This window comes from Actinacidiphila cocklensis, from assembly GCF_907177275.1.
Taxonomy (GTDB): Bacteria; Actinomycetota; Actinomycetes; order Streptomycetales; family Streptomycetaceae; genus Actinacidiphila; species Actinacidiphila cocklensis.
In genome coordinates, this window is sequence record NZ_CAJSLV010000046.1 from 88,994 (window position 1) to 113,039 (window position 24,046).

General features: G+C 72.1%; 36 protein-coding genes. 30 read left to right on the forward strand and 6 right to left on the reverse strand.

Annotated features, from left to right (window positions below):
• Positions 1–11 precede the first annotated feature (11 nt).
• A complete protein-coding gene (locus NFU81_RS09820) occupies positions 12–2,060 on the reverse strand; it encodes an MFS transporter (protein ID WP_251487583.1) in 2,049 nt (682 codons plus the stop codon).
• 179 nt (positions 2,061–2,239) lie between these two features.
• Here NFU81_RS09820 and NFU81_RS09825 point away from each other — a divergent pair, with 179 nt between their 5' ends.
• The 3 genes from NFU81_RS09825 (at position 2,240) to NFU81_RS09835 (ending at position 4,790) form a co-directional block, all read left to right on the forward strand.
• Positions 2,240–3,289, forward strand: coding sequence for a peptidoglycan-binding domain-containing protein (locus NFU81_RS09825; RefSeq protein WP_251487586.1), 1,050 nt, complete (start codon positions 2,240–2,242; stop codon positions 3,287–3,289).
• Between the two features lie 169 nt (positions 3,290–3,458).
• Positions 3,459–4,019, forward strand: a complete 561-nt coding sequence (locus NFU81_RS09830) for a hypothetical protein (protein ID WP_422665171.1) — start codon at positions 3,459–3,461, stop codon at positions 4,017–4,019.
• Between the two features lie 120 nt (positions 4,020–4,139).
• Positions 4,140–4,790, forward strand: coding sequence for an HAD-IA family hydrolase (locus NFU81_RS09835; RefSeq protein WP_251487589.1), 651 nt, complete (start codon positions 4,140–4,142; stop codon positions 4,788–4,790).
• 31 nt (positions 4,791–4,821) lie between these two features.
• Here NFU81_RS09835 and NFU81_RS09840 read toward each other — a convergent pair whose 3' ends face one another.
• Positions 4,822–5,403, reverse strand: coding sequence for a TMEM165/GDT1 family protein (locus NFU81_RS09840; RefSeq protein ID WP_251487594.1), 582 nt, complete (start codon positions 5,401–5,403; stop codon positions 4,822–4,824).
• A 669-nt stretch (positions 5,404–6,072) separates the two neighbouring features.
• Between NFU81_RS09840 and NFU81_RS09845 the strand changes: the two genes are divergently transcribed.
• Positions 6,073–6,759, forward strand: coding sequence for a DedA family protein (locus NFU81_RS09845; RefSeq protein WP_251487596.1), 687 nt, complete (start codon positions 6,073–6,075; stop codon positions 6,757–6,759).
• 156 nt (positions 6,760–6,915) lie between these two features.
• Positions 6,916–8,334, forward strand: a complete 1,419-nt coding sequence (locus tag NFU81_RS09850; RefSeq protein WP_251487598.1) for a family 2B encapsulin nanocompartment shell protein — start codon at positions 6,916–6,918, stop codon at positions 8,332–8,334.
• A gap of 90 nt (positions 8,335–8,424) precedes the next feature.
• Here the strand turns inward: NFU81_RS09850 and NFU81_RS09855 are convergent, their stop codons facing one another.
• The 4 genes from NFU81_RS09855 to NFU81_RS09870 form a co-directional block, all read right to left on the reverse strand.
• A complete protein-coding gene (locus tag NFU81_RS09855; RefSeq protein WP_251487600.1) occupies positions 8,425–9,174 on the reverse strand; it encodes a bestrophin-like domain in 750 nt (249 codons plus the stop codon).
• Positions 9,175–9,193: 19 nt separating this feature from the next.
• Positions 9,194–10,042 (reverse strand): hypothetical protein, encoded by an 849-nt coding sequence (locus tag NFU81_RS09860; RefSeq protein ID WP_251487602.1) that lies wholly within the window; start codon positions 10,040–10,042, stop codon positions 9,194–9,196.
• Positions 10,043–10,300: 258 nt separating this feature from the next.
• Positions 10,301–11,542: a site-specific integrase gene (locus NFU81_RS09865; protein ID WP_251487603.1), complete on the reverse strand. Its 1,242-nt coding sequence runs from the start codon at positions 11,540–11,542 to the stop codon at positions 10,301–10,303.
• A gap of 361 nt (positions 11,543–11,903) precedes the next feature.
• Positions 11,904–12,404 carry a helix-turn-helix domain-containing protein gene (locus NFU81_RS09870; RefSeq protein WP_251487605.1) on the reverse strand — a complete coding sequence of 167 codons (501 nt, stop codon included), beginning with the start codon at positions 12,402–12,404 and terminating at the stop codon, positions 11,904–11,906.
• Between the two features lie 213 nt (positions 12,405–12,617).
• On the opposite strand from NFU81_RS09870, the gene NFU81_RS41250 reads away from it, so the two are divergent.
• From NFU81_RS41250 to NFU81_RS09990, 25 genes are all read left to right on the forward strand, one after another.
• Positions 12,618–12,836 carry a helix-turn-helix domain-containing protein gene (locus tag NFU81_RS41250; RefSeq protein ID WP_422665172.1) on the forward strand — a complete coding sequence of 73 codons (219 nt, stop codon included), beginning with the start codon at positions 12,618–12,620 and terminating at the stop codon, positions 12,834–12,836.
• Complete coding sequence (locus NFU81_RS09875; protein WP_251487607.1) at positions 12,833–13,084, forward strand: hypothetical protein; 252 nt, start codon at positions 12,833–12,835, stop codon at positions 13,082–13,084. Before NFU81_RS41250 ends, NFU81_RS09875 begins: the two co-directional genes overlap by 4 nt.
• Before the next feature lie 89 nt (positions 13,085–13,173).
• Positions 13,174–13,614 (forward strand): hypothetical protein, encoded by a 441-nt coding sequence (locus NFU81_RS09880; RefSeq protein WP_251487610.1) that lies wholly within the window; start codon positions 13,174–13,176, stop codon positions 13,612–13,614.
• Positions 13,611–13,910, forward strand: a complete 300-nt coding sequence (locus tag NFU81_RS09885; protein WP_251487613.1) for a hypothetical protein — start codon at positions 13,611–13,613, stop codon at positions 13,908–13,910. Before NFU81_RS09880 ends, NFU81_RS09885 begins: the two co-directional genes overlap by 4 nt.
• Complete coding sequence (locus NFU81_RS09890; protein ID WP_251487615.1) at positions 13,907–14,623, forward strand: hypothetical protein; 717 nt, start codon at positions 13,907–13,909, stop codon at positions 14,621–14,623. The genes NFU81_RS09885 and NFU81_RS09890 overlap by 4 nt, the downstream gene beginning before the upstream one ends.
• Positions 14,620–14,841, forward strand: a complete 222-nt coding sequence (locus NFU81_RS09895; RefSeq protein WP_251487617.1) for a hypothetical protein — start codon at positions 14,620–14,622, stop codon at positions 14,839–14,841. The genes NFU81_RS09890 and NFU81_RS09895 overlap by 4 nt, the downstream gene beginning before the upstream one ends.
• Positions 14,838–15,272 carry a hypothetical protein gene (locus NFU81_RS09900; RefSeq protein ID WP_251487619.1) on the forward strand — a complete coding sequence of 145 codons (435 nt, stop codon included), beginning with the start codon at positions 14,838–14,840 and terminating at the stop codon, positions 15,270–15,272. Before NFU81_RS09895 ends, NFU81_RS09900 begins: the two co-directional genes overlap by 4 nt.
• Positions 15,269–15,625, forward strand: coding sequence for a hypothetical protein (locus NFU81_RS09905; protein WP_251487622.1), 357 nt, complete (start codon positions 15,269–15,271; stop codon positions 15,623–15,625). The genes NFU81_RS09900 and NFU81_RS09905 overlap by 4 nt, the downstream gene beginning before the upstream one ends.
• A complete protein-coding gene (locus NFU81_RS09910) occupies positions 15,622–15,912 on the forward strand; it encodes a hypothetical protein (protein ID WP_251487625.1) in 291 nt (96 codons plus the stop codon). Before NFU81_RS09905 ends, NFU81_RS09910 begins: the two co-directional genes overlap by 4 nt.
• Positions 15,912–16,358 carry a hypothetical protein gene (locus NFU81_RS09915; protein ID WP_251487628.1) on the forward strand — a complete coding sequence of 149 codons (447 nt, stop codon included), beginning with the start codon at positions 15,912–15,914 and terminating at the stop codon, positions 16,356–16,358. The genes NFU81_RS09910 and NFU81_RS09915 overlap by 1 nt, the downstream gene beginning before the upstream one ends.
• Before the next feature lie 80 nt (positions 16,359–16,438).
• A complete protein-coding gene (locus NFU81_RS09920; protein WP_251487631.1) occupies positions 16,439–17,302 on the forward strand; it encodes a hypothetical protein in 864 nt (287 codons plus the stop codon).
• A 3-nt stretch (positions 17,303–17,305) separates the two neighbouring features.
• Positions 17,306–17,983, forward strand: a complete 678-nt coding sequence (locus NFU81_RS09925) for a zinc finger domain-containing protein (protein WP_251487633.1) — start codon at positions 17,306–17,308, stop codon at positions 17,981–17,983.
• Positions 17,980–19,713 carry a DNA cytosine methyltransferase gene (locus NFU81_RS09930; protein WP_251487637.1) on the forward strand — a complete coding sequence of 578 codons (1,734 nt, stop codon included), beginning with the start codon at positions 17,980–17,982 and terminating at the stop codon, positions 19,711–19,713. Before NFU81_RS09925 ends, NFU81_RS09930 begins: the two co-directional genes overlap by 4 nt.
• Positions 19,710–19,904, forward strand: coding sequence for a hypothetical protein (locus NFU81_RS09935; RefSeq protein WP_251487640.1), 195 nt, complete (start codon positions 19,710–19,712; stop codon positions 19,902–19,904). The genes NFU81_RS09930 and NFU81_RS09935 overlap by 4 nt, the downstream gene beginning before the upstream one ends.
• A complete protein-coding gene (locus NFU81_RS09940) occupies positions 19,901–20,299 on the forward strand; it encodes a hypothetical protein (RefSeq protein ID WP_251487643.1) in 399 nt (132 codons plus the stop codon). Before NFU81_RS09935 ends, NFU81_RS09940 begins: the two co-directional genes overlap by 4 nt.
• 67 nt (positions 20,300–20,366) lie before the next feature.
• The gene (locus tag NFU81_RS09945; protein ID WP_251487646.1) at positions 20,367–20,543 is read left to right on the forward strand and encodes a hypothetical protein; all 177 of its coding nucleotides are present in this window, start codon (positions 20,367–20,369) and stop codon (positions 20,541–20,543) included.
• Between the two features lie 16 nt (positions 20,544–20,559).
• On the forward strand, positions 20,560–21,174 hold the full coding sequence (locus tag NFU81_RS09950; RefSeq protein ID WP_251487649.1) for a hypothetical protein: 615 nt from the start codon (positions 20,560–20,562) through the stop codon (positions 21,172–21,174).
• Between the two features lie 74 nt (positions 21,175–21,248).
• Entirely contained in the window at positions 21,249–21,464 is a 216-nt protein-coding gene (locus tag NFU81_RS09955; RefSeq protein ID WP_251487652.1) for a hypothetical protein, read from the forward strand.
• An 89-nt stretch (positions 21,465–21,553) separates the two neighbouring features.
• Positions 21,554–21,706 (forward strand): hypothetical protein, encoded by a 153-nt coding sequence (locus NFU81_RS09960; RefSeq protein WP_251487655.1) that lies wholly within the window; start codon positions 21,554–21,556, stop codon positions 21,704–21,706.
• A complete protein-coding gene (locus NFU81_RS09965) occupies positions 21,703–22,215 on the forward strand; it encodes a hypothetical protein (protein ID WP_251487657.1) in 513 nt (170 codons plus the stop codon). The genes NFU81_RS09960 and NFU81_RS09965 overlap by 4 nt, the downstream gene beginning before the upstream one ends.
• Entirely contained in the window at positions 22,212–22,406 is a 195-nt protein-coding gene (locus NFU81_RS09970; RefSeq protein ID WP_251487661.1) for a hypothetical protein, read from the forward strand. Before NFU81_RS09965 ends, NFU81_RS09970 begins: the two co-directional genes overlap by 4 nt.
• The gene (locus NFU81_RS09975; RefSeq protein ID WP_251487664.1) at positions 22,403–23,227 is read left to right on the forward strand and encodes a DUF2637 domain-containing protein; all 825 of its coding nucleotides are present in this window, start codon (positions 22,403–22,405) and stop codon (positions 23,225–23,227) included. The genes NFU81_RS09970 and NFU81_RS09975 overlap by 4 nt, the downstream gene beginning before the upstream one ends.
• Positions 23,224–23,535, forward strand: a complete 312-nt coding sequence (locus NFU81_RS09980) for a hypothetical protein (RefSeq protein ID WP_251487667.1) — start codon at positions 23,224–23,226, stop codon at positions 23,533–23,535. Before NFU81_RS09975 ends, NFU81_RS09980 begins: the two co-directional genes overlap by 4 nt.
• 83 nt (positions 23,536–23,618) lie before the next feature.
• Complete coding sequence (locus tag NFU81_RS09985) at positions 23,619–23,798, forward strand: hypothetical protein (protein WP_251487669.1); 180 nt, start codon at positions 23,619–23,621, stop codon at positions 23,796–23,798.
• On the forward strand, positions 23,798–23,968 hold the full coding sequence (locus tag NFU81_RS09990; RefSeq protein WP_251487673.1) for a hypothetical protein: 171 nt from the start codon (positions 23,798–23,800) through the stop codon (positions 23,966–23,968). Before NFU81_RS09985 ends, NFU81_RS09990 begins: the two co-directional genes overlap by 1 nt.
• Positions 23,969–24,046: the final 78 nt, after the last annotated feature.

The following is a 24,046-nucleotide window of genomic DNA, read 5'->3' on the forward strand; positions in this document are numbered from 1 at the left end:
CCGTGTGCCCGTTATACGGCCTCCCCGGCGGCGGCCGGCTTCGTACGGGAACGGCGGTCGGGGTGGTCGGTGTCGCCGCCGCACAACTCGCTGCTCAATTTCTTCACCAGCGCCGCCAGTTCGGAATGGACGGCCGGGTCCCAGTCGCCGAGCAGGCCGGCCAGGACCGAGCGCCTGGCCTCGGTGAGCCGGTCGGCGACGGCCCGGCCCGACTCGGTGAGGACCAGCGGGTTGCCCTCGCGTACGGCGAGGCCGCGGGACTCCGCCTCGACGGCCGCCTTCTCGATGACCTCGGCGGGCACGGTGGTCAGGCGGGCGAGTTCCACCGGGTCGGCGCGGCCGTCGTGGGCCAGCCTGAGCAGCAGCCAGCTGGTGGCGGGGTATATGTCGAGGCCGGCCAGCCGGGTGATGCGGGTGTAGAGGTCGCGGCGGGCGTCCCGGCTGCCGAGCAGCGACAGGCAGCGGGCGATCTCGTCCAGCGAGGACCGCTCGACGGGGTTGACGCCGACCGTCTCGCTGGCGTCCGGAACGGTCACGCTGCCGCGCAGCGGCTGCTCCTTGAGCAGCCAGGCCATCGCGAAGCCGAGCAGCGCGATCGGGACCGCGTAGAGGAAGACCGTGGTGATGGACTCCGAGTACGCGTGCACCACCGGCGTCTTGATGGCGGTCGGCAGGCCCGCGATGGCCTTGGGGTCGGCCTGCAGCTGCCCGGGGTCGAAGCCGGGCGGCACCGGGACCCCGCGCAGTGCGGCGGTCAGCTTGTCCCTGAGCTGGTTGGTGAAGACGGTGCCGAAGACCGAGACGCCGAAGGACGCGCCGATGGACCGGAAGAAGGTCGCCCCTGAGGTGGCGGAGCCCAGGTCCTCGTAGCCGACGGCGTTCTGCACGGCGAGCACCAGCACCTGCATCACCATGCCGAGCCCGAAGCCGAAGATGAAGAAGTACAGGCTCATCAGCCAGACCGCGGTGTGCTCGTCGAGCTGGTGCAGCAGCAGCAGGCCGACCGCGGTCACGGCGGTGCCGAGGATCGGGAAGATCTTGTAGCGGCCGGTGCGGCTGATGATCTGCCCCGAGCCGGTGGAGGCGATCAGCAGGCCGACGACCATCGGGATCATGTGGACGCCAGAGAGCGTCGGCGAGTAGCCGCGGACGACCTGGAGGAAGGTCGGCAGGTACGTCATGGCGCCGAACATCGCGAAGCCGATGATGAAGGAGATCACCGAGCACACCACGAAGGTCCGCCCCCGGAAGAGCCGCGGCGGCAGCACCGGCTCCTGCGCGTGGCGCTCGACCAGGACGAAGACGGCGACCAGGGCGACGCCGACCACCGCGAGGCTGATGATGGCGGGCGAGCCCCAGTCCAGGGTGGTGCCGCCGAGCGAGGTGACCAGCACCAGGCAGGTGGCGGCCGCGGCCACCGCGGCCATGCCGACGTAGTCGATGCGGTGCGAGGTACGGCGTACCGGGATGTGCAGGACGGCGGCGATGACGATGAGCGCGACGACGCCGATCGGCAGGTTGATGTAGAACACCCAGCGCCAGGACAGCTGTTCGGTGAACACCCCGCCGAGCAGCGGCCCGAGCACGCTGGCGGCGCCGAACACCCCGCCGAACACGCCCTGGTAGCGGCCCCGGTCGCGGGGCGGCACGATGTCGCCGACGATCGCCATGGACAGCGCGATCAACCCGCCGCCGCCCAGGCCCTGGAGGGCGCGGAAGGCGATCAGCTGGCTCATGCTCTGGGCGACTCCGCACAGCACGGAGCCGATAAGGAAGATCACGATGACGGTCTGGAACAGCCGCTTGCGGCCGTACATGTCGCCGAGCTTGCCCCACAGCGGGGTGGCGGCGGTCGACGCGAGCAGGTAGGCGGTGACCACCCAGGAGAGGTGGTCGATACCGCCCAGTTCGCTGACGATGGTGGGCAGCGCGGTCGAGACGATGGTCTGGTCGAGGGCGGCGAGCAGCAGCCCGAGGGCGAGGGCACCGATGGCGATCCGTACCTGGCGCCGGTCCTGTTCCGCACCGGGCGCCACCGCGGTACTGGTGTCCTGCGCCATGAAACGGCTCCTCGCGTCGCCCCCCGACGGTCGGACTCTCATATTGGCACCGTTTGTACGGATACGACCTGTGGGAATGGGCCAGCGGGGAGGGGACCGGGTGTGCGACGGCATGGGGTATCGGCATAATCACTGAGACGTCTTTGCGAACGCGCGAACGACGGCGGGAGGGGAACCCAGTGGCGCCGCACGAGCCGGACCTCACAGCAGGGCCGTACGAGCCTGACGACACCGGTGTGACCGGTGTGACCAGCGAGTACGCCGAGGCCATCGGGGACGGCGGCGACGTCGACGGCGAGGTCAGGGCCGCCGAGCGCTCCGCCGAGCGGGCCGCCGCCTTCGCGGTGACCGAGGGCTTCCACCCGCTGCGGGTACGCCCCTACGTCGCGGGCGACCAGGACGACACCTTCGGCGGCGGCGCGACCACCGCGCGGCCGCTGATCGACACGGACGGCGGGGCGGACGGAGGTCCTGCGACGCAGGACCTCGGGCTCTTCCCCGCGGCGCATGCCGCGATGGCGGCGGCGCAGGAGTACCCGGCCGACGACGGCTACGCCCAGGAGACGGCTGCCGCCGCCGCGGCGGCGCACGGCCGGCACCGCAGGCGCAGACGCGGCATCGTGGTGGCCGCGGCGGCCGTCGCCGCGTCCGCGCTGGCCGCGGGCGCGGTGGCCGTCACGGGCTCGGTGATGGGCGAGGAGCAGGGCGGCACCGACCGGGCACTGCCCGAGCCCGCCTCGGCCGCACCCGACGTCACCCTTCCCGCGGACGCGGCTCCCGGCGCGGTCACCGAGCCGGTGAAGGTGACCACGGCGCCGCACCACCCGATGCGGGCGACGACGACGCCCGCGCCGAAGGTGACGCCGTCGACGACGGCGCCGCCCTCCTCGGCGCCCGCGTCCCCGTCCCCGTCCGTGTCGGCCTCCGCCACGACGACGGCGACGGCGCCGCCGTCGAGCACTCCGCCGCCCGGGGACGCCTCCACGCAGCCGGGCGTCCTGCAGGTCGGGGCGAGCGGCCCCGAGGTCGAGGACCTCCAGCAGAGGCTGACCGCGGTGTGGGTCTACCACGGCCCCGTGGACGGGCAGTACGACTCGCACGTCGAGCACTCGGTGGCGATGTTCCAGGTCTGGTACGGCGTCCAGGGCGACCCCTCGGGCGTCTACGGCCCCGCCACCCGCGCGGCCCTGGAAGCCGCCACCCAGACCACCCCCGCCGCCCACCACTGACCTCCGGCCGGCCCCGAGCCCCTGCCCCCTGCGGCGGCCCCGCGACCTCCTGTCGGTGAGTGGCTGGGCGCGCAGCTCTGGGGGGCGGAACCGCGCGCCCGGCCACGGCGGCGGGAAGAAGGAAACGCCACAGCAAGTGGCACCCACCCCCACAGGTAACGTCACAGGCGTGCCGTACTTCGGACCCGCCCACTTCCAGCTGGCCCTGTTGCGCAGGATGGCCGACCACCACCCCGACCTGGTGGACGGCGCCCTCCGCTCGCTGAACGCCTCGCACGCGGACCTGCGCGAAGCCCACCGCGCCTGGCAGGCGCGACTGCACAGCCGGACCTTCCCGCGCGGTGAGCGCGGGTACCGGCTGCTGCTCGGGCCGCCCGAGCAGGAGGTCGAGCGCCGGGTCGGCGACCTGACGTGCCGCGCGCTGCTGTGGCCGCTGCCGCTGTGGCCGGACCTGCGCTGGGAGGTGCTGTGCGCCCCTGGCGGCACCGCGGTGTGGAACGAGTGGCTGGTCCGCGCCCCCGGCACGGAGCCCCCGCGGCTGAGCCGCGTCGAGGACCTGACCCCCTGGTCGTGCGTCGTGGACGACGTGGCCCGCGCGTTCCCGCCCGCGACCCCGCTGCCCGCGGACGCCCCGAGCCGCGCCCGCCTCGCGGTCACCGCACCCGCCACGGGCGAGCGGATCGTCGCGCATTTCACCTGGGGTCTGCTGCAGTTCACCGACCCGCCGTGAGGACGGGGTGGCGCGGCCCCCGAATATTTTGTATCTTCGAGGAACAAAGTGGTTCCGCCCGCTCACCCTGACCGGCGGGCGGAACCACTGAGTACGCCCCGCGCCGTCCCAGGGAGCCCCATGCCGTCCGTGTTCACCGCCCGCGCCCTGCTGCTCGACATGGACGGGACGCTCGTCGACTCCGACGCGGTGGTGGAGCGCTGCTGGAGCCGCTGGGCGATCCGGCAGGGCCTGGACCCGGCCGCCGTCCTGAAGGTGGTCCACGGCAGGCAGGGCCACGCCACGATGGCCGCGCTCCTCCCGCACCGCCCGATGGCGCAGAACTTCGCCGAGAACGCGGTGATGCTCGCCGAGGAGACCGCCGACCTCGACGGCGTCGTCCCGGTCCCCGGCGCCCCCGCCTTCCTCGCCTCGCTGGCCGGCCGCCCGCACGCCCTGGTGACCTCGGCCGGCGAGAAGCTGGCCCTGGCCAGGATGGGCGCCGCCGGACTGCCGCTGCCGCCGGTCATGGTGACCGCCGAGCGGGTGGGCGCCAGCAAGCCGGACCCCGAGGGCTTCCTCAAGGGCGCCGCGGAGCTGGGCTTCGCCCCCGAGGAGTGCCTGGTCTTCGAGGACGCCGAGGTCGGCATCGCCGCGGCCCGTGCCGCAGGCATGCGGGTCATCGGCGTCGGACCGCGCGCCGCCGCCTTCGAGCCGTCCGCCCACGCCCCGTCCCTGGAGGACGTCCGCGTGACGGCCGCGGACGGCCTCCTGACGGTCACGGTGGGCTGAACCCCGGCCCACCGTCCCCGCCCGCGCCCGCTCAGCCCACCGCGGCCTCGTACAGGCTGAAACCGGCCAGCAGCACCATCACCCCTGCGGCGATCTTCGTGATCAGCGCCAGCGGCACCCGCTTCATCAGCATCTTGCCGCCGAAGATCCCCAGGCCCGCGACCGCCCACAGACCCAGCACCGCACCGATGCCCACGGAGACCGGGTCGTCGTAGCGGGCGGCGAGGTTGGCGGTCATGATCTGCGTGAGGTCGCCGAACTCGGCGACCAGGATCAGCATGAAGCCGGCGCCCGCGACCTTCCAGAAGCTCTGGTCGGCGGGCGGCTTGACGGTCTCCTCGCCCTCGTCCTTGTGCAGCAGCAGCATGGCCGCGCCACCGAGGAAGAGCAGCCCCACCACGCCCTGCACCAAGCGGTGCGGCAGCAGCGTCAGCAGGCTGCCGGCGGCGATGGCGAGCGCGACATGGACCACGAAGGCCGCCGCGACGCCCGCGAAGACGTAGGAGGCGCGGTAACGGGTACCGAGCATGAGGCTGGCGAGCGCCGTCTTGTCGGGGAGTTCGGCCAGGAAGATCACGCCGAAGACGACGGCGATGACGGTGATGCTGAACACGGGTCGGATTCCTCGATCGGTAGGGGACTGCCCTGCCGAGAGAGACCTGCGGAAAAGGGTCGCTTCGGCACGGCAGCGTCGGAACACTGCGGCCGAAGGTCTCGCTGGCCGCGTCACGTTTCCGTATCGCTGCCTCCGGGCGCCGGCCCCGGTCCCATGCCGCGCCTTTCGGCGCCGCAGGCGAACCCGGGCAGTATGTCGACGGTCCGGCGAAGAGCTACTCCCCTTCTGCTGCCCACCAGTGTACGGGACGCGCCACCTGGGCAGATTTCAGTATCGGCACTTTCACGGCGCCCGCGGGAGCCGGACCGGTGCCGCCGTCAACTGCCGCGGCGCGGCACATTCCCGGAGGGCGGACCATTCCCGAGGGAAAGTATTCCTGCCGTGACAACGTCGTGATTGTCTCGTACGTCACGCACCCTGACCGGTGCCGACGGCCCATGCTGGCGTACGCTGTACGGCTGACGGTGGATGAAGATCCGCCGCCGTTGACGCGAGACCGGCACTGACAGCTCCGCAAGGCCTTGACCAGCACAGACGAGCACAAAGCACGGATGTGACACGGTACGGATCAAGCACCGCCAGGCATCGGCACGCTCCCAGCGGCATTGCAGGACCCGACAGGACCCGACAACGACGCGTAGGACTGGCGAAGGACGAGGAGGCGCGGTGCTGCAAGGCCTGGGCTCTCTTTTCGAGTGGCCGTGGATCTACCTGCTCGTCGCGCTGTCGGTTCTCCTCGACGTCTTCGTGCCGGTGCTGCCCAGCGGCGTGCTGGTGGTCAGCGCGGCGTCCGCGGGCTCGTCCGGTACGAGTGACGACATCCTCGACATCGTGGCCCTGCTGGCCTGCGCCGCCGTGGCGTCCTGCCTCGGCGACGCGATCGCCTACCGGCTGGCCTTCCGCGGCGGGGACTGGTTCCACCGCCGGATGGCGTCCTCGCGGCGCCTGTCGGCCGCCCACGAACGGCTCGGCCAGGTGCTGGCGAGCGGTGGCGGCGCCCTGGTGGTGCTCGCCCGCTTCGCGCCCGCGGGCCGCAGCGTGGTCAGCCTGGGCGCGGGCACGGCCCGCCGCCGCCCCCGGGAGTTCCTGCCGTGGTCCGCGCTGGCCGGCGTCTGCTGGGCGACCTACAGCGTGGGCCTGGGCTGGATCGGCGGCGAGTGGCTCGGCGCCAGCTGGCTCGGCACTCTGATGTCCGTCGTCGCCCTGCTGGGCGCGGGCGCCTTCGCCGCGTACGTCTTCCGCCGCGAGCGCCGTACGGCGATGGCCGCGGCCGCCTACGCGGCGGTGCCGCTGGCGATCCCGCCGCAGGCCGCCGCGGGTCCCGACCGCAGCTCGGTCGTCGAAGCCCTCTGACCGCCCGCCGGCGCCCCAAGTGGCCGCCCGCGGGCGGTTTTTCGTGGCACTCCCCCACCGACGTCAAAAGTATTCTCACTCGATACGGCAATAGGCAGCACCCAGCGTGACGGAAAGAATACTCCCGTATCACCCCCATACGGGAAGGACATCCACATGTCGGTTGATGCGGGCCAGGACACCGCACACGGCAATCCGCAGGACGCCGCGCGTACGAGCCTCGACACGGCCGCGGCGCGGAATCTGGCCACGACGACCAAGTCCACGCCCCAGATGCAGGGCATCTCGTCCCGGTGGCTGCTGAAGGTGCTGCCCTGGGTGCAGGTCAACGCGGGCACGTACCGGGTCAACCGGCGGCTGAGCTACGCCGTCGGGGACGGGCGGGTGACGTTCGTCAAGACCGGGTCGCAGGTCCGGGTCATCCCGCAGGAGCTGGGCGAGATCGCCCACCTGCGGTCCTTCGAGGACGGGGAGGCGCTGACCGCGCTCGCGGACCGCTTCGTCCAGCGGGAGTTCGCGCCCGGCGAGGTGCTGGCCGAGGTGGGGCAGCCGGCCGACACCGTCTATCTGATCGCCCACGGAAAGGTCGAGAAGCTCAGCGAGGGCTCGTACGGCGAGCAGAACCGCCTCGGCACCCTGGCCGACGGCGACCACTTCGGCGAGCAGGTGCTGCTCAGCGGGGACGGCGAGTGGGCCTTCACCGCCCGCGCGGTGGCGGCCACCACCGTACTGGCGCTGCCCCGGCAGGCCCTGGAGCAGCTGCTCGCCCAGGCGACGTCGCTGCGCGAGCACCTGGATGCGGTCCTGGTGATCCCGCAGCAGCGGGCCAACAGGCGCGGCGAGGCGAACATCGAACTCGCCTCGGGGCACCGGGGTGAGGCCCAGCTGCCCGGCACCTACGTCGACTACGAGGTCAAGCCCCGCGAGTACGAACTGAGCGTCGCCCAGACCGTCCTGCGCGTCCACAGCCGCGTCGCCGACCTCTACAACGAACCGATGAACCAGACCGAGCAGCAACTCAAGCTCACTGTCGAGGCGTTGCGGGAGCGCCAGGAGCACGAGCTGATCAACAACCCGGAGTTCGGGCTGCTCAACAACGCGGAGTACGAGCAGCGCATCCAGCCGCACGCCGGCCCGCCGCTGCCCGACGACCTGGACGAGCTGATCAGCCGCCGCCGCGGCACCCGCTACCTGCTGGCCAACCCCAGGACGATCGCTGCCATCGCCCGGGAGTGGACCCGGGCCGGCATCTACCCCGACCCGGTCGAGTGCCTCGGCTCCACCGTCCCCGCCTGGCGCGGCATCCCGATCCTGAGCTGCAACAAGATCCCGGTCACCGAGGCCCGCACCAGCTCGATCATCGCGATCCGTACCGGCGAGGACAACCAGGGCGTGATCGGCCTCAACCAGACCGGCCTGCCCGACGAGTACGAACCCGGCCTGAACGTGCGCTTCATGGGCGTGGACGAGAAGGCCATCATCAGCTACCTGGTCAGCACGTACTTCTCCGCGGCCGTCCTGGTGCCCGACGCGCTGGGCGTGCTGGAGAACGTGAACGTGTCCAACTGGCGCTGACTAGCGGCGCCGAGCGCCCGTGAAAAGGCCCCGCCGCCCGGTCAGGTCCGGGCGGCGGGGCCGCTTCATGCGCGGAGCCGCTTCATGCGCTCACAGCAGCTGGCGGAAGAGGTCGGAGGAGACCGCGAGACCGCTTCCGAAGGGCGCGTCGAGGTCCCAGATCAGGAACAGCAGGAAGGCGATCAGCGCGCTGAAGAGCCCGGCGAGCAGCAACTCCTTCGCCGACCGCCTGATCTGCAGCGTGAAGATCAGCCCGACCGTCACCAGCGCCCCGGCGATCAGCCCGAACCACACCACCCCCGGCATCGTCGAGCCGGCGTTCTGCCCGCGCGAGGCCCGCGCCGTGTCGGCCGCGGCGACCTCGTCCACCACCGGCTGGTACGCCTGCGCCGCCAGATCGCTCTTCGGGTCGAAGGTCGTGACGTCGGTGCGCACCTGGTTGAGCAACTCCGTCCCCCGCGGCGAGAGTTCGCCGTGGTCGCGCATGTAGGACCACTCCTTGTCGGCGACGAACGCGGCATAGGCGTCGACGTCCGCCCGTACCTTGTCCCTGACCCCGGCCGGGTAGACCTGCACCCGGGCCTTGACCTCGTGCAGCGCCTGCGTCTCGGCCAGCACGTCGGCCTGCGCCCCGCCCATCCCCTCCCACACTCCGGCGATCGCCAGGCCCAGCACGATCGCGTAGATCACCCCGATCATCATGACCATGTACTCGATGACGTCCGGCGTCTCGCTCGGGTCGTCGTCCTCGGAGATCCTGCGGTGCCTGAGGACGACGACGGAGACGACGACCGCGCAGACCGCGGCCATCGCGATCAGCAGTACCACCCATTGCGACATGTGAACTCCCCCTCGCGTCCTACCGGTTGTTCCTGCGATACGCCCCGGACCCGGGCTTGAGCACGGCAGCGGCCAGCAGTCCCGGCACCGTCGTGAGCAGCAGCGTGGTCGTGAGCTTGCGCCGGTGCGGCTCCGGCGCCGCCGCCTGCGCGACCTTCTGCCGCGGCCAGTGCACGACGGCCGGCGGCGCCTGGTGCGGCGCGGGCCTGACGACGGGCTTCGGCTTCGGCTTCGGCTTCGGTGCGGGCGGCTTGGGGGCGGGCTTGACCACCGGCTTCGGAACGACCTTCACCACCGGTTTCGGCTTCGGCTTCGGTGCGGGCTCAGGCGCGGGTTTCACCACCGGTTTCGGCACGGGCTTCGGCGTCGGCTTGACCGGCGGTTCGACCGGCGGCTTCGTCGGCGGCACCGGCTTGTGGCAGTGCAGCGGCGGGGGCCACTGCCAGTGCGGATGCCACCGCCCGCACCAGTACGCGGGCCGCGGCTTGTGCACGTGCGGCTTGTGCGGCTTGTGCGGCTTGTGCGGCTTGTGCGGCTTGTGCGGCTTGTGGATGTGCGGTTCGTGCGGCGGCTTCGGTCGGTGGATGTGCGGCAGGCGCGGCGGCTTCGGCAGGTGGATCTGCGGCGGCCTGGGCGCGTGGATCTTCGGCGGCTTCGGACGGTCGGCGGACACGGGAACACGCACATGCGCGGGTATCGGTACGGGCAGGCGTACGGACGCGGCGGCAGGCAGGCCGGCGGGCGCCGGCGGGTCCGCAGGCCCGGGGTCGGCCGCGGCGACACCGCAGAACCCCCACGACCCCACGGCCGCCGTGACCACGGCAAGTGCCGCCCACGCGCGGATGCGCTTCCCCCTAGAAGTGCTCACGCGTTCATCGTCAGCACCCCGGCACCCGACGCGCCCGCATACTCCCGCCGTTCCCCGAAAGGAGTAACGGAGCGCCCAAACACTCGATCATCCGTGCGAGCCGGCGCGGGGGAGTCCGGGACATACCCGGGTAGGAGAAGAGGGGGTGGGCGTGGACGGTTTCGAACCGCCGACATCCGCCTTGTAAGGGCGGCGCTCTTTCTCTGTTGACCTGCCAAGTGTCCCTAGATGGAGATCATTTGGGAGATTTTCGGGAGATCAACTTTCCTCCCACACTCTCGACCACCCAAGCGCCCGCATCCCGCGCTCGTAGATCCCCTGGAGCCCTTCCAGCCTAGCGCGTCGCATGTCCGGAGTGGGGTGCTGATACACGGCCTTGATCCCGGGGCGCTTGTGGCCGGCCTGCTCGAAGGCCAACGCGGGCTTCACGCCTATCTCGTCCTGGTAGGTGTCGTGGGTGTGCCGGAGGGCGCGCATGGTCAGGCCCGGCATGATCGGCTCCCAGGCGCTGCGCGGCGCGTGGCCCTTGCTCGCCGCCAGTGCCTCGCGACCGTCGGATGCCGGACGAACCACCTGCCGGCCGAAGTTGCCGCGCCGCCAGTGGCCGCCAGCTCGCGTGCAGAACAGGAACTCGGTCCGGCACGCGGCGGCATGAGTCGCCAGCAGCTCGGCGAGGAACGGGGGCAAGTCGATCGAGCGCTTCGACTCCGCGGTCTTCACCGGCTCCAGGCCGAGGAAGAGGCCCAGGCGCTCGCCGTCCGGGCCGCGCTGGGTGTACTCGGCGACTTCCTCGGCGACCGCCAGCGTGGGGCAGGTGAAGCCGCGCTCACGCCGCTCCCCCAGCGAGGCAGGCCGCAACGCCAGGGACTCGCCCCACCGGACGCCGGCGAACGCCGTGGTGATGATGTGCAGACCGTCGAGCGGGCCGACGCGTCGGGCGAGCTGGAGTACGACCTCCGGCGGTGCCCACATCTCCGCCGTGTCCTTCGCGTGCAGGGTCTCCTTCACGGCGGCTGGCCTCGACCGGCGCCGGTTCGCCAGCGGGTTGACGAGCAGGCGCTTCGCGTCGACTGCGCCGGTGAGAATCTGCGACATGATCGTGAGGCACTTCGTCGCCGTGCTGTCGTCACAGCCCAGTCCGTTGGCCCAGTTCTCCGCGTCGTACCAAGTGATGCCCTGCAAGGGCGTGTGCTCCCACCGGGGCAGAATGTGGGTCTCCAGCTTCTCCCACATGGTGCCGCGGGTGCGGCCGCGCGGCTCCCGGTCCGCCATGTACTTCCGCGCCCACGCGCCGAAGGGGCCGCGCGCGAGGGCGGGGTCGATCCACCGACCCTCGCGGATTGCCGCCTCTTGAGCGTCTCCCCACTCGATCGCGGTGCGCTTCGTCGGGAACCCGGGCTCACTGCCCCAGGTCCCGTCAGGTTTCAGGTACCGGGAGCGCCAGGTCACCTTGCCCTTGCTGCCCTTGGCGGTGCTGACGCGCTTCTCGGCATACGCCATCGGATCACCTCTTGGGGGTGCTGCGTGTGTGGTTGGGGACGGCGGCCAGATTCCCCCCTGGCCGCCGATCTCCCCTCGGCAGGACCGCATTGAGCGGCCCTTGGTGAGGTCTCAGTCTGCCTTCCACGGCGACACGGCGCCGTGGTCAAGCAGCTGCTCGCTCACGTACATCACGTGGCCGGTCAAGACCGGCCTCACCCACAGCAGCACCCCAAGCGGCATGCTGGACACGCGTAGAACACGGACCATAGTGCGGCCCTTCACCCCGAACTGGGCGGCCCCCTCATCGGTCCGGTCATGCTGCCACGGGCGCGTGCGCTGCGTACACCCTTTCTAGCCATCTGATGACCAGAAAGGTCAATCACTGATTATCTGATGAATCGTCCGCTACTTCTCCGAGCCGGTCGAGGTGCCCCTCCTGGCGCTCCCACTCGCGCAAGATGGCGCGTTTCTCCTCGTCGGTCGCACCCTCGCGACCCTTGACGATGATCACGATCTCGCCACCTGACCCGATGGTCTTGAGTCGGGTGTCCAGCGCCGTGCCGTCAGCGAGGGCCTGGGCGATTCGGTACGGCAACCCTTCGAGGCTCGCCACGGCGGCGGCCTGCGTGGTTTCTGGTGCTGGCGCTGGAGTGGGCTCGCCGCCATCGAGGATGGCCTGCACCGACCCCTCGGCCCACCCGATCGCAGCCTCGACTGCGCGTAGCGTCGGTGTGACCTTCTGGAACTCCTGGCCTCGCTCGATGGCTCGAATGGTGCCGGCGCTGACGTCGGCGCGGGCGGCGAGTTCGGCCTGCGTCAGTTCCTGCGCTTTGCGGGCAGCGCGGAGCGCAGTGCCGACTCGCGCCCAAGGTGTCTCCATGGTGGTCCATCATGCAACACCTTGATGCAACAGGGGAGTGGCAATCCGGCCCTTTGACCTGCGCGTAGGGGTTTCTTTCGGCGCACGGGTGTTGCATGGCGCGCGCCCCCTGCGCCCCGAGCGTCACGACCTGACGCTCCGCAGCGTCAGAATCTGACGCGAGATTCCGCGAGGTTCTTGCAGATTCCACGCGCACAGCGTTAGATTCTGACGGTGACAGCGAACGGCACTGCTATCCGCAGCATCCGAGAAGCGCAGAATCTATCCCTGCGTGGTCTCGCTCGCGCGACCAAGCGTCAGCCCAGCCATATCTCCCGCCTGGAGCGGGGACTGTGCGGGGCGTCCGGCGACACGGTCGAGCGGATCGCGGCGGCTCTGGGAGTGCCGGTCGATGCCATCGCCCCGCCCGCCCCCACTGAGGAGACGCAGTGACCGCCAAGGCCACGCGCAAGCCCCCGGTCAAGGACCCCGTCATCGACATCCGGACGCTGGAGCGCTTCACGCCCGAGCAGGTCGAAGAGCTGAAGCTCTCGCCCTACACGGCCGCGACGCTCCGGAAGAAGGCGCAGCGTCGCGAGATTCACCACCACCGCGACGGCATGAAGATCACGTTCACGCGCGATGACCTGCAGCGCAACGCGGACCTGGGCGCCACCGCCCCGCTCGCGATCGGCGCCTGACCCCCCACGTGCAAAGGGGCCGCCCGGACGGCAATCCCGGCGACCCCCACGGCTCCACCTCACCCAACGCAGATCAGAGAGGTTTCGCCATGTCCGAACAGAGTATCCAGCGTCCGACGGTCGTCGCCGTCTTCGACGCCTTCATCGAGGAGCTGCTCGCCGACCCGGTGACCGCGCCCCTGACACACGACGCCAACTGGTCGATGCGCAGCAGCTCCCTGGGCTCCTACATCCAGGTCATCCAGCACGTGCACGCCGAGGACCCGCAGGCGGTGCTCAGCGCCGTGGCGTGGCGGTTCGGTGGCGAGTTCGCGGTCGGCGGCCCCGCCAGCCCGGGGACCGTCTGGCACGAACTGGAGACAACGTGGGAGGGCGTGCAGCTGACGCTGAAGCTCGCCGCGCCGGGCATGAGCGCCGAGGACGCGCTGCGGGCCAGGGTCGCCGAACTGGAGCAGCAGCTCGCCGCCGGCACACCGCCCGAGCCGGCCGCCGTCCGCACACTGGCCGACGCGCAGGGCGGTGCGGTGTGAGCAGCCAGATCACGGTCTTCCTAGACAAACACGCGGACGCCCGCGGCTCCGGCGCACTCGGAGCCCTGTGGTTGTACTCCGATGGCAAGCAGAGCACGTCCGTCACGCTCCAGTTCCCCAGCGGTACCCCCCTGGCCGATCAGGTCAAGGCTGCCGAGTCGCTGTTGCGGGGCGTCCAGCGGTGGCGTGACGACCTGGTGGCCTACGACGAGCGCCAGCGCACGGCACAGGACGAACTCGTCGAGGCCCGCGCGGAGATCGCCCGACTCAAGGCCGAGGCAGGTGAAGGCGAATGAGCGCCCCGCTGAGCGAGCAGACGCTCGCCGCGATCCGCGCCGACTTGGCCGCCGTGCCCGCGCCGCCGTGGCGCTGGATCGGCGTCCGCGGTGCCGGCGGCCCGCAGCTCGTCACCGACCACTCCGGCCGCCAGTACCTGCTGCGCGCGGCCAAGCCGGTCGACGGCCGCGGTGACGAAGTGCTGGATCCCGCGACCGACTACCCGGTGTATGGCGACCTGGAGTTCCGCGACCAGCGCAACGGCGAGCAGTACCCGACGATGCGGGCCGGCGACCGACTCGCCGTCGGCCGCACGTCGTACGACGAGGACTCGATCATCGACGTTGACAACCCGGTGGCTCGGTGGGTGGAGCGGTCCGCCGCGCACGCCGCTGCGCTGCTGGCAGAGGTCGACCGGTTGGCCGAGCAGCGAGACCGGCGGCGTGGCCGGCTGGTCAAGCTCCAGAACGACGCCCTGAACATGCGCGGCGCACTCTCCCCTGATGGCGAGCCACGGAAGGTCCCGTTTCCGCTGGGCGAGACGTTGACGCCCGCCGTGGAGTGGCTGATCGCACGCGTCGCCGAGCTGGAGCAGCAGGCTGCGGAGGTGCGCGCCGCCGGGGCTGAGATCGTCCGGTCGCTTCTACCGACTCAGCCGGACAACGAGACCGACGAGGGCATTGCGTGGGCGCTCAACCTAGCGGCCGACGCTGTGGAGCGGGAGCATCGATGACCGGCCTGCTCACCGCCGGAGCGTGCTTCCTTGCCGCCGCGCTCGTCTACCGCCTCGACCGTCTGCGTGTCCGCCGGACGGCCCGCGAACGGACGCAGGCCGCCGGCCCCGCGCTGCTGCTGTACATCCCGCAGCAGGTCCAGGCCACCACCGAGGGCGACTGCCTCGACTGCGACCTGCCCCGGACCCGCAACCACGTCTGCAAGGACCGCACATGAAGCTGACCCGCGGCCGCCGTCGGCCGTCCCCGGCCGATCTGGCGCCGGTTCCCGTCCCGCTCAAGTCCGCCCCGCCCGCCGAGCACACCGTGCCGTGGTTCGAGCGTCCGGAGGCGCAGCTCACGCCGCCGCCCACCCCGGCCGGCGCCACGCCCGCCCCGGTATTCCAGCCCAGCCGCTACGTCGTCCAGTACGACCGTCTCGGCCAGGTCGGCGACCGTCTCACGGGCCTGCGGCGCACGCCGCCCCCGCTGACCACGCACGCCGACTCGGCCGCCGACCTGGCGGAGCAGATCCGCACGGACGTCGACCCGTGGATCGGCGGGGGTGCCCGCATCGAGGTCACCATCGACATGGCCGTCTCGGGCGGCATGATCCGCGCCGGTGTTGTGGGCGGCGCGTTCAAGTTCACCCGCGGCGGCCTCCGGTGACCGCCGTACAGCTGCGGTTCCCCGCGGTCGTCGAGGGCACGGTCGACCCGGCCAGCGGGGAGCGGGCGAAGGCCCGCGGGATGCGCCAGGCCGCCGGCGCGACCCCGCCGCCGTGGGCCGACGCCTGCGACGCCGCGATCCGAGTACTGGCCGCCCGGGGCGTCGAGTTCCAGGCCGCGGACCTCATCGCCGAGGGCCTGGTCGACGAGCCCGTCAGCCCGTCGCAGTGGGGGCCGCGGTTCCAGGCCGCAGCCCGCGATGGCGTCATCGAGGCCGCCGGGGTGGCCCGCTCCAAGCGGGCCACGGTCCGCGCGTCGCTGTGCCTGGTCTGGCGCGGGACGGGGGCGGCATGAAGCGCCGTCTGTCGCCCCCGTGCCAGACCCCGGAGCCGCGGCACTCCCTGACCCGGGCGCGGCTGTACCCGTCCGGCTGGGAGTGCGACCGGCACGCCCCGTGGGCGCGGAAGGGCCTGCCCGAGCCCCTGCCGGGTCCCGGCTGGCCGTCCGCCGCCTGGACCACTCCGGCCGGGCAGGGCGTCGCCTCGCTGATCGACGAGCGGGCCATCGCCCGCGGCAAGCGCCGAGCCTCCCAGACCGACTACCGCGCCGCCCAGGCCGCGGTCACCTCGAAGGGCCGCTGATGGACACCAACACCGCATCCGACCTCGTCATGGAAGCGCTGGCCCACGCCGTCGCCGGCGACGCCGACGAGGCCACCGTCGCGCTTATGACGCTCGGCCAGCAGGGCGACGGGAACCTCATGTACGGCGTCTGCTGCGCCCTGGCCTCCGCCGGAGAGCACGGGCTCCGCACCGTCTACGGCGACCGCGCGCCCCGCCGCGAGAACGGCGACATGTGGGTCATGCAGGAGCTGGCGCCGAGCTCGCTGAGCGAGGACCCGCCGAAGGCGTTCGCGATGCGGTTCGTCGTCGCCTACGCCAACCGAGACATGCCCGCCTGCCTGGCCCTCTACGAGGCCGCGTTCAAGGCGAGCGACGAGGAGTACGCCGACTCGATCTGCGCACTGCTGGCCGAAGTCGCCGGGGTTCTCCGGCTTGCCCGCGAGCAGCGCGAGAAGCGCACCTGACCGGTCCGGGGGCGGCTGGTCACCAGATCGCCGCCCCCGGACGCACCACCGCACCTGCCCCGCTGAACGAAGGACAGCTGTTGAGCATCGACGCCATGCACTGGGTGTGGACACACTCCCAGGCCAAGGGGAACGCCCGGTTGGCGTTGCTGGCTGTCGCCGACAAGGCGCCGGGGCCTGACTGCGTCGTCCGTATGGGCACCACCGAGTTCCGGCAGCGCCTGAATGCGTCGAAGTCCGCGGTCGTCGTCGCGGTCGACAAGGCGATCGAGACGGGCGAGTTGGAGATCGTCGAGCCTGCCGTCGGGAGCCGCGCCGCGGCGTACCGGCTGCCTCGCGCAGTCGGTTACGTCCGCCCGACGCCCGGCGCTAGGGGTCCGGAATCCGGACCGGTAATCGCCGCCCAGGGGTCCGGAATCCGGACCGGTAGCGATGACGAGGGGTCCGGAATCGAGACCCCTAACGATTCGGTTAGGGGTCCGGAATCAGGACCGGGGGGGTCCGGAATCCGGACCCCTTTGGGTCCGGATTCCGGACCCCTCTACCAAACCACTCCTACCAGGAGTGGTAGCAAGCAAGCTGGAGAGCCCGCCGCGCCCGACCTCGGCCCTGGGATCCCAGAGGCCTCCCGCCCGCTGGTCGACTCGATCACCGCCGCCGGCGTCGTCGTCCGCTGGAACCTCAGCAGTGCCGAATGGTTCACCGTCGAAGCGCTCATCAAGCGCTCCGGCGCCCCGGCCCTCGCCGCCTACGCGCAGCAGCAGGCCGCCCGCCGGGAGATCACCTACGCCCGGTACTTCCTGCCCGGCTGGCGCGAACTGCCGCCGCTGCCCGCCGCCTCGGCCTTCGGGCCTGACGGCGACGTGATTCCGCTCACCGGCCGGCCGCGCACCCGTGCCGAGCAGGCCGCTGACTTCTACCGCAACGCCGCCCAGAAGGGCTGAGCCATGACCCGTGACCAGATCATTGCGCTGCTGGCCTACGCCGCGCGCCTCGACCCCCGCACCGCCCCCACCAACCAGGCGGAGGCGGACGACCGCCTCGACCAGTGGCGCGACCTGCTTTCCGATGTGCCGCCGACCGGCGCCCGCGGATGGGACGCCGCCCACATCGTCCGCCAGCACATCGCGTCGTCGCCGTACCCGATCATCCCCGCCGACATCGCCCGCGCCTGGCACACCCACCGCAAGGACGCCATCGGCCGGCACACCGACCCGGCGCCCGCCGCCGACCCCGACAATCCACAGCTGTGGATGACCGCGCTGCGCGCTGACCGGGCCGCCGTCGCCACCGGCGAGACCGGCCCCGCCGGGCACCGCGCCGCCCTCGGCGGCCGCCCGCCCCTCGCCGCCCTCACCGGCGCCATCGGCCGCGGCCCCGGCTATATCCCGCCCGGCGCCCGCCAGCAGCTCGCCCAGACCCTGCCCGGTCGCGCCGCCCGCGAGACCGCGGTCGCCACCGGCGACCCCGACGCGCTGACCGTGCTCTGCCCCTGGTGCAAGTCCGGCCCCGGTGCCGCCTGCCAGCGCGGCGGACGCCCCGGCGCCGGCCGCGCCATGGCCACACCCCACCCCAGCCGCACCGAGGCCGCGCACGCCGCCGTCAGCGCCCAGGAGGCGTCATGAAGTCATCCACGAAGAAGAGCCGCACGGCCGCGCACCGGCCGGCCGTTCGGCGGCGCCGGTTCCGACACGACGACCACACCGCGGTCGACCTGTTCTCCGGGTTCGGGGGCTTCACCCAGGCCGCCAAAAGGGCCGGGTTCACCACGATCATGGCCGCGAACCACAACGCCTACAAGGTCGAGGTCCACGAGGCGAACCACCCCGACGCCGAGCACTGGATCGCCGACCTGGTCGACCCGGACGCCGCGGACTACCACTCCGCCCGGGACCTTCCCGCCGCCGACCTGCTGCTCGCCGGCGTGAGCTGCGTCAACCACTCGCAGGCCAACACCCAGAAGGCCTACCAGCAGAGCCTGTCCCTGTTCGACCTGGACGACCCCGACTTCGAGGAGAGGGTCACCCGGAGCGAGAGGGACAGGGCCACGGCGAACTGCGTCCTGCACTACGCCGCCCAGCACCACCCGAGGCTGATCCTCATCGAGTGCACCACCGAACTCACCTCGTGGGGCCCGGCGATCCCCAACAAGCCGAAGATCGGCGACGGCAGCACCTACCGGTGGTGGCTCAAGCAGTTCGACCTCCTCAACTACGACCACCGGGTGCTGTACCTCAACTCCCAGTTCTTCGGTGTGCCGCAGTCCCGCGACCGGCTATACATCGCGTTCTGGGACAAGTCTCTGCCCGCACCCGACCTCGACCACCGGCCCGTGTCGCGGTGCCACCACTGCGACAAGGACGTCGAAGCGGTGTGGACGTGGAAGACCGGCATCCCGCCGACCGGGTCAGTGCGCTACGGCAAGCAGTACGAGTACCGGTGCCCGTCCTGCCGCACCCCCGTGGTCCCGCCGATGACGCCTTCGCTGGTCGCCCTCGACCTGAGCGACCTGGGCATCCGCATCGGTGACAAGCCGATCAAGGAGTTCACGGACAAGAAGACCGGCATCGTCACCAGGGGGCCGCTCGCTCCCGCCACGATGGCCCGCGCGGAGCGCTGCCGTCAGCGGTTCGCAGACTTCCCCGCGGTGCTGATGCCCGCCAAGGCCGTGCACGGCTCCGAGCGGCACCCCTGGCAGCCCATGTCGACGCAGACCAGCCAACAGGAGACGTCGATCCTTTCGACCGGACCGCTGGTCCAGTCGCTGTGGAACCAGGACCCCGCCACTGGCCTGGCCACGCCAATAGCGATCGCCGTAGACAACTACCAGGGCACCCCCCGTGGGGCCGGTGAGCCGCTGCCCACCCAGGTCGGCTCGGAGACCCTCGCCGTGGTGAGCAGCGGCGTCGTCCCCTACCGGCAGAACACGGTGCCCACCATTCACAGCGAGGCGATGCCCACGTTCACCTCGGACCAGATCCCGGGGCTCCTCACCGCCGCCAGCTGGTACAAGCAGAACGGCTCCACGGGGAACGAGACCGCGCCGCACCCGCTCACCGACCCCCTCGGCACCATCACCGCCCACGACACCACAGCGCTGCTCATGGCCCAGTGGCGGGCCGCTCTGCGGGATCTGCCGCTAGAGGACTGCTACTTCCGGATGATGCGGGCGTACGAGGTCGGCCGCGGCTGCGGCTTCGACGTCGACTTCCCCGGCCACGAAGGCACCTTCATCGTCTGGGGATCCGCCCGGAACCAGGTCGACGGGTTCGGCAACGCCGTATCCGAGCAGGTCGGCGACTGGCTCGCATCCCAACTTCGGGCCACCCTCCACACCGCCAGGGACGCGGCATGACAACCGCCTTGCCCGCGATCCCCGCCGCCGCCGTCGCCGTCATCGCCGCCGCGCTCGAGGACCACCGGCTCACCGCCGACCCGGTCACCGACACCCCGCACGCCGCCGCCGAGGACATCGCGCTGTACCTCGCCAGCAGCGGCTACGCCCTCGTGCCCGCCAGCGAGACCGGGGCGGGAGGTGCGCGGTGACCCCGCGGGAGCGCCGCGCGGCCCTTCAGGTGGCTGCCCGCGCCGTCAACACGGCGGAGTGCCTGGACCTGCTGCGCATGCTCGGGCTGGCCCCGATGGCGGAGCAAGGGAGCGAGCGCCGAGGCGGGATCGCGCCCGACGCCTCCGCGGGGCACCAGCGGGGATGTCGCTGCGATGCCTGCAAGGCCGCTGCGGCAGCGCGGTCCGCGGCGTGGCGCGACAAGGTCCACGGCGACGCTGAGGCCGCCGACCGGGCCGGCCACGGCAAGCAGGGCACGTACAAGAACTACGGCTGTCGCTGCGATCGGTGTCTCGCCGCCCACGACGCCCACCTCGCCGCCCGCCGGGCGCGGCGCGCAACCCGCGCCGCCGACGGCACGGCGGTGCCCCGGTGAGCGCCGCCGTGTGCCGGGGCTGGTTCCCCGGCGGCAGCGAAGAGCCTGAGCCCGACCAGGAGCAGCGGTGAAGCGGCGCCGGTACGGCCGGCGTCGCAGCTGCGGCCACAAGGTCGCGCACACCAGCCAGGCCGCCGCCGCGCACCGCGACGCACTTCTAGACCTCGGCGCCACCAGCCTCACCGTCTACCGCTGCCGGTACTGCGGCCACCTTCGCGTTGGCCACCGATCCAAGACCCGCTGAACCACCAGGAGAACCCGTGCCCTGCGAGATGTGCGACCGCCCCGCCGGCGCCGACTACCTGTGCGCCCGGTGCACGGCCGACCTCGGCCTGCGCCTGGGCCAGCTGCCCGCGCTCTACGCCGCGCTCGGCAGCATGCTCGCGCCCGGCCGGACCGCGGACGGCGGACGTGGCGCCACCCTCGTCGAGGCGCCCGCGCCTGCCCGGCTCGACGTCGTCGACCAGCGGGCCGAGTTCGGCGTGCTGGAGGTGTGGGCGCGGGCGCTCGCGGCCGACCGGGCCGTGCCCGTCGCCGTTCCGGGCGCTGACGACCTCGGCGCCCGGGCCACCGCGGCCTGCGCGGCACTGGGCGCCGCGGTCGACTGGATCGCGAGCAGTTGGCCGGCGGCGGGCGACTGCGCGGGCGAAGTGCGCGGGCTGTTCGACGGCGCGCGGTCCGTGGTCGGCGCGGGCGACCTGCCCGCGCGGATGGGCCGCTGCCCGCGCCTGGTGCACGGCGCGGCGTGCGGGGCGGAGTTGCTGCTGCCGCAGGGCCAGCAGGTGCTGCGGTGCGGCTGGTGCGGGGCCACGTACCCGCCGGGCGTGTGGGCCGCACTGCGCGTCGCGCAGCGCGACCTGGCCGCCGCATTGTAAGCGACCCTGTTGACACCGTATGCGGGGCTGCTTACAGTGGAGGTCCCACCACCACTTCCGGTACAAGGAGGGACGTGACCACGTGGAGAGAGCGCCATGACGCCGCCGTAGCAGACCAGTCGGCCGCCTGGGCCAAGTACCTCGACGCCACCCAGAAGCGCGGAAAGGCGCTCCAGGACGGCGTCACCGAACTCGGCTCGCAGGCCGCAGTCGCCCGAGACCTCGGGGTCAGCCGGGCGATCGTCAATCGGGCCATCAAGGCGCTGGAGCGCAAGCAACAGCAGCCATAACCCACAACTGAAGACGGCCCCAGCCGGGGCTCCTACACCCCGGCCAGGGCCTAACCGAACACCTTGACATCACCAAGGAGACGGCTGACATGGATCTTTCCATGCCCGCGGGCACGCCCGCACCCCCGCCCCGGCGCCTCGTCGCCGCCGGCGTCATCCGCCGCACCGGCGGCCGCACCCTGCGCATCACCGCCACCCAGGCCGGCGTCACCGGCAGCATCCGCCCGGCAGGCGCGCGATGACCGATCGCCCCGACCCGCTGGCGTCCGCAATCCACACCGCGCTCTCCCAGCCGGAGCCCAGCGGAGCCGAGTGCTACCTCTGCGGCAACCAGGCCGGCCCGTGGCTCCCGGACCCGTCCGGTACGACCTGGCCCTCTGGCGCCCGGATGCTGATCTGCTCGCGCCGCTGCCTCAACGAGCCGACCGAGACCACCGAGCACGCCGCCGCGAAGGACACCCGCACCGCGGGCGAGTCCACGTTGTCCAGCGACCTGCTCGCCGCGATCCGCGACGCCGTCCACCTGCCGCTGCCCAGCACCGCCGACGTCGACGACCACGCCTGGCAACAGCTGATGCACCGGCGCCTCATCGACCTGCACGCCGTGCTGTCCGTCGCACTGCACCCGGACTACGTCGCCAGCCTGGACCCGGCCGCCCTGGCCGCGGACATCCGCGCCCGCACCGCCGCCGCCCCGGTCACCTACACCCTGTGGCAGCCCGCCGCCCTGGGCGGGGGTGAGGGCCAGTGAAGAGCCTCGTGCTCGGCCTCCTGCTCGCCCTGGCCGCGGTGTTCCCGCACCTGGCCGGGCAGGCCGCCGCCCTCATTCCCGCGGCCGCCGTCTGGGCGGCCGGACAGCCCGCCCTGGTCGCCTTCACCGCCGGCGCCATCGCCCGGCCCTGGCTGGCCCGGCACGTGCCCTTCCGCGGAGGTGGCCGATGAAGGCCCGCGACTGGACCGCGCTCGGTGCGGTCACCGCCACGGTGCTGCTCACCGGCTTCGCCTTCTGGCTGTCCTACGAGCACCTGCACGACGTGTCCGCCGGCCACGGGCTGACCAGCTCCCGGGCCTGGGCCTGGCCCGCCTGCCTCGACCTGTTCATCGTCATCGGTGAACTGCTGATGCTCCGCGCCTCGCTCGCCCGAGGTGGCATGGACTGGTGGGCCGTCGGCTTGATGGTCACCGGGTCCGGCGGCTCGATCGCCCTCAACGTCGCCGGCGTCGGGAAGGACGCGCCGACCCTCACCTACGTGGTCGCCGCCGTCCCGCCGGTGGCCGCACTGCTCGCCTTCGGCGCCCTGATGCGACAGGTCCACGACCACCTTGCCGTCGAGGCGGAACCGTTCGCGACCGCCGCGGAACTGACCGCGGTTCCGCCGGAACCGGCACCGGAACCGATCACCCTCGAACGTGTCGAGATCGCGCCCCCCGTGGCCGCCCGCCAGGCGCCGCCGCTCGTATTCGGCCCTGTCGTCCCCGTCGCGGAACTCCTCGCCGGAACCGGCCCCGAGCAGGCCGAACCCCGCCACCTCGCCGAGCCGGTACCCCGCCCGGAACGGACGGAGCCGGAGGCGGAACCGAAGCCGGAACCGGCCGAGGTTCCGCCCGGCGTCAGCGTCGAGCACGTCACCCTCGCGCAGCTCTGGCTCAAGTCCGATCCGAAGCTCACCGGAACCGCCATCGGAACCCGCCTCGGAACCTCCGACAGCTACGGCCGCCGCGTCCGCCGCGCCGCCCTCGAACTCGCAGGAGCGTCGTCATGACTGACATCAACGAGGCCTCCCAAGAGGCCATCGACGCCGCCAAGCAAGGCGAGAACTTCGCCGTGATGCTCGCCGCGATCCAGGCCGCGCAACTCGCCCAGGCCCAACAGCCACAGCAGCCAGCGCCGGTCGTGATTCAGCAGTCCGCGGCCAGCACCGCCGGGAAGTGGCTGGCCATCGGCGCGGGCGGCTCGATGCTGATGATCACCGTCGCCTTTGCGGCCGTGGCCCTGGCCATCGCCGCAGTCTGCACCGCCCTGGTCGCCCTGGTCGTGTACGGCATCTACCGCGACATCCGCCGCCGCTGACCTGCCCTTCCGTGCGGCAGGGGTTCCCCCCGACCCCTGTCGGCGCGGTGGGGCCGGATAGCCCGGTCCAGGAGAGGAACCCCATGCCCTACACCGGCGACCCGATGACCGCCGCGGAGCTGCGCGACCGCGCGGTACGCCGCCTGACCGCCACCCCCCGGCCCACCACCGAGGACATCGCCGAGGCCGACGCGTGGGCGCGCATCGCCATCAGCGCCTCGATCAGCGAGACCGGCACCACCCCGCCCGAGCAGGCCCACTGATGGGCGCCGCCGATCGCCTCGACGGTCTCGGCCCCCTCGACCTGGCCCGCGTGATCCGCATCGCCGGAATGGCCGCCATCCGCAAAGGCACCCTGACCACCCGCCAGGAGAAAGCCATCGACCGCATCGTCGACAGGGCCAACGAGCGCAAGCAGGCCGCGAAGAAGTAGCTCCGCCCCGCGGCGGCCGACGCCGGCCAAGGAAGCCGACCGCCGCGGGTCCCCGCACCTCCCGAGAGAGAGCAGGAC

Excerpts from the sequence above, each read along its gene's own strand:
- NFU81_RS09895 (WP_251487617.1), top strand. The coding sequence starts at position 14,620 with ATGACCGGCCTGCTCACCGCCGGAGCGTGCTTCCTTGCCGCCGCGCTC.
- NFU81_RS09890 (WP_251487615.1), top strand. The coding sequence starts at position 13,907 with ATGAGCGCCCCGCTGAGCGAGCAGACGCTCGCCGCGATCCGCGCCGAC.
- NFU81_RS09870 (WP_251487605.1), bottom strand. The coding sequence starts at position 12,404 with ATGGAGACACCTTGGGCGCGAGTCGGCACTGCGCTCCGCGCTGCCCGC.
- NFU81_RS09865 (WP_251487603.1), bottom strand. The coding sequence starts at position 11,542 with ATGGCGTATGCCGAGAAGCGCGTCAGCACCGCCAAGGGCAGCAAGGGC.
- NFU81_RS09985 (WP_251487669.1), top strand. The coding sequence starts at position 23,619 with ATGCCCTACACCGGCGACCCGATGACCGCCGCGGAGCTGCGCGACCGC.
- NFU81_RS09930 (WP_251487637.1), top strand. The coding sequence starts at position 17,980 with ATGAAGTCATCCACGAAGAAGAGCCGCACGGCCGCGCACCGGCCGGCC.
- NFU81_RS09960 (WP_251487655.1), top strand. The coding sequence starts at position 21,554 with ATGGATCTTTCCATGCCCGCGGGCACGCCCGCACCCCCGCCCCGGCGC.
- NFU81_RS09965 (WP_251487657.1), top strand. The coding sequence starts at position 21,703 with ATGACCGATCGCCCCGACCCGCTGGCGTCCGCAATCCACACCGCGCTC.
- NFU81_RS09935 (WP_251487640.1), top strand. The coding sequence starts at position 19,710 with ATGACAACCGCCTTGCCCGCGATCCCCGCCGCCGCCGTCGCCGTCATC.
- NFU81_RS09820 (WP_251487583.1), bottom strand. The coding sequence starts at position 2,060 with ATGGCGCAGGACACCAGTACCGCGGTGGCGCCCGGTGCGGAACAGGAC.
- NFU81_RS09880 (WP_251487610.1), top strand. The coding sequence starts at position 13,174 with ATGTCCGAACAGAGTATCCAGCGTCCGACGGTCGTCGCCGTCTTCGAC.
- NFU81_RS09975 (WP_251487664.1), top strand. The coding sequence starts at position 22,403 with ATGAAGGCCCGCGACTGGACCGCGCTCGGTGCGGTCACCGCCACGGTG.
- NFU81_RS09855 (WP_251487600.1), bottom strand. The coding sequence starts at position 9,174 with ATGTCGCAATGGGTGGTACTGCTGATCGCGATGGCCGCGGTCTGCGCG.
- NFU81_RS09900 (WP_251487619.1), top strand. The coding sequence starts at position 14,838 with ATGAAGCTGACCCGCGGCCGCCGTCGGCCGTCCCCGGCCGATCTGGCG.
- NFU81_RS09925 (WP_251487633.1), top strand. The coding sequence starts at position 17,306 with ATGACCCGTGACCAGATCATTGCGCTGCTGGCCTACGCCGCGCGCCTC.
- NFU81_RS09835 (WP_251487589.1), top strand. The coding sequence starts at position 4,140 with ATGCCGTCCGTGTTCACCGCCCGCGCCCTGCTGCTCGACATGGACGGG.
- NFU81_RS09915 (WP_251487628.1), top strand. The coding sequence starts at position 15,912 with ATGGACACCAACACCGCATCCGACCTCGTCATGGAAGCGCTGGCCCAC.
- NFU81_RS09980 (WP_251487667.1), top strand. The coding sequence starts at position 23,224 with ATGACTGACATCAACGAGGCCTCCCAAGAGGCCATCGACGCCGCCAAG.
- NFU81_RS09910 (WP_251487625.1), top strand. The coding sequence starts at position 15,622 with ATGAAGCGCCGTCTGTCGCCCCCGTGCCAGACCCCGGAGCCGCGGCAC.
- NFU81_RS09850 (WP_251487598.1), top strand. The coding sequence starts at position 6,916 with ATGTCGGTTGATGCGGGCCAGGACACCGCACACGGCAATCCGCAGGAC.
- NFU81_RS09990 (WP_251487673.1), top strand. The coding sequence starts at position 23,798 with ATGGGCGCCGCCGATCGCCTCGACGGTCTCGGCCCCCTCGACCTGGCC.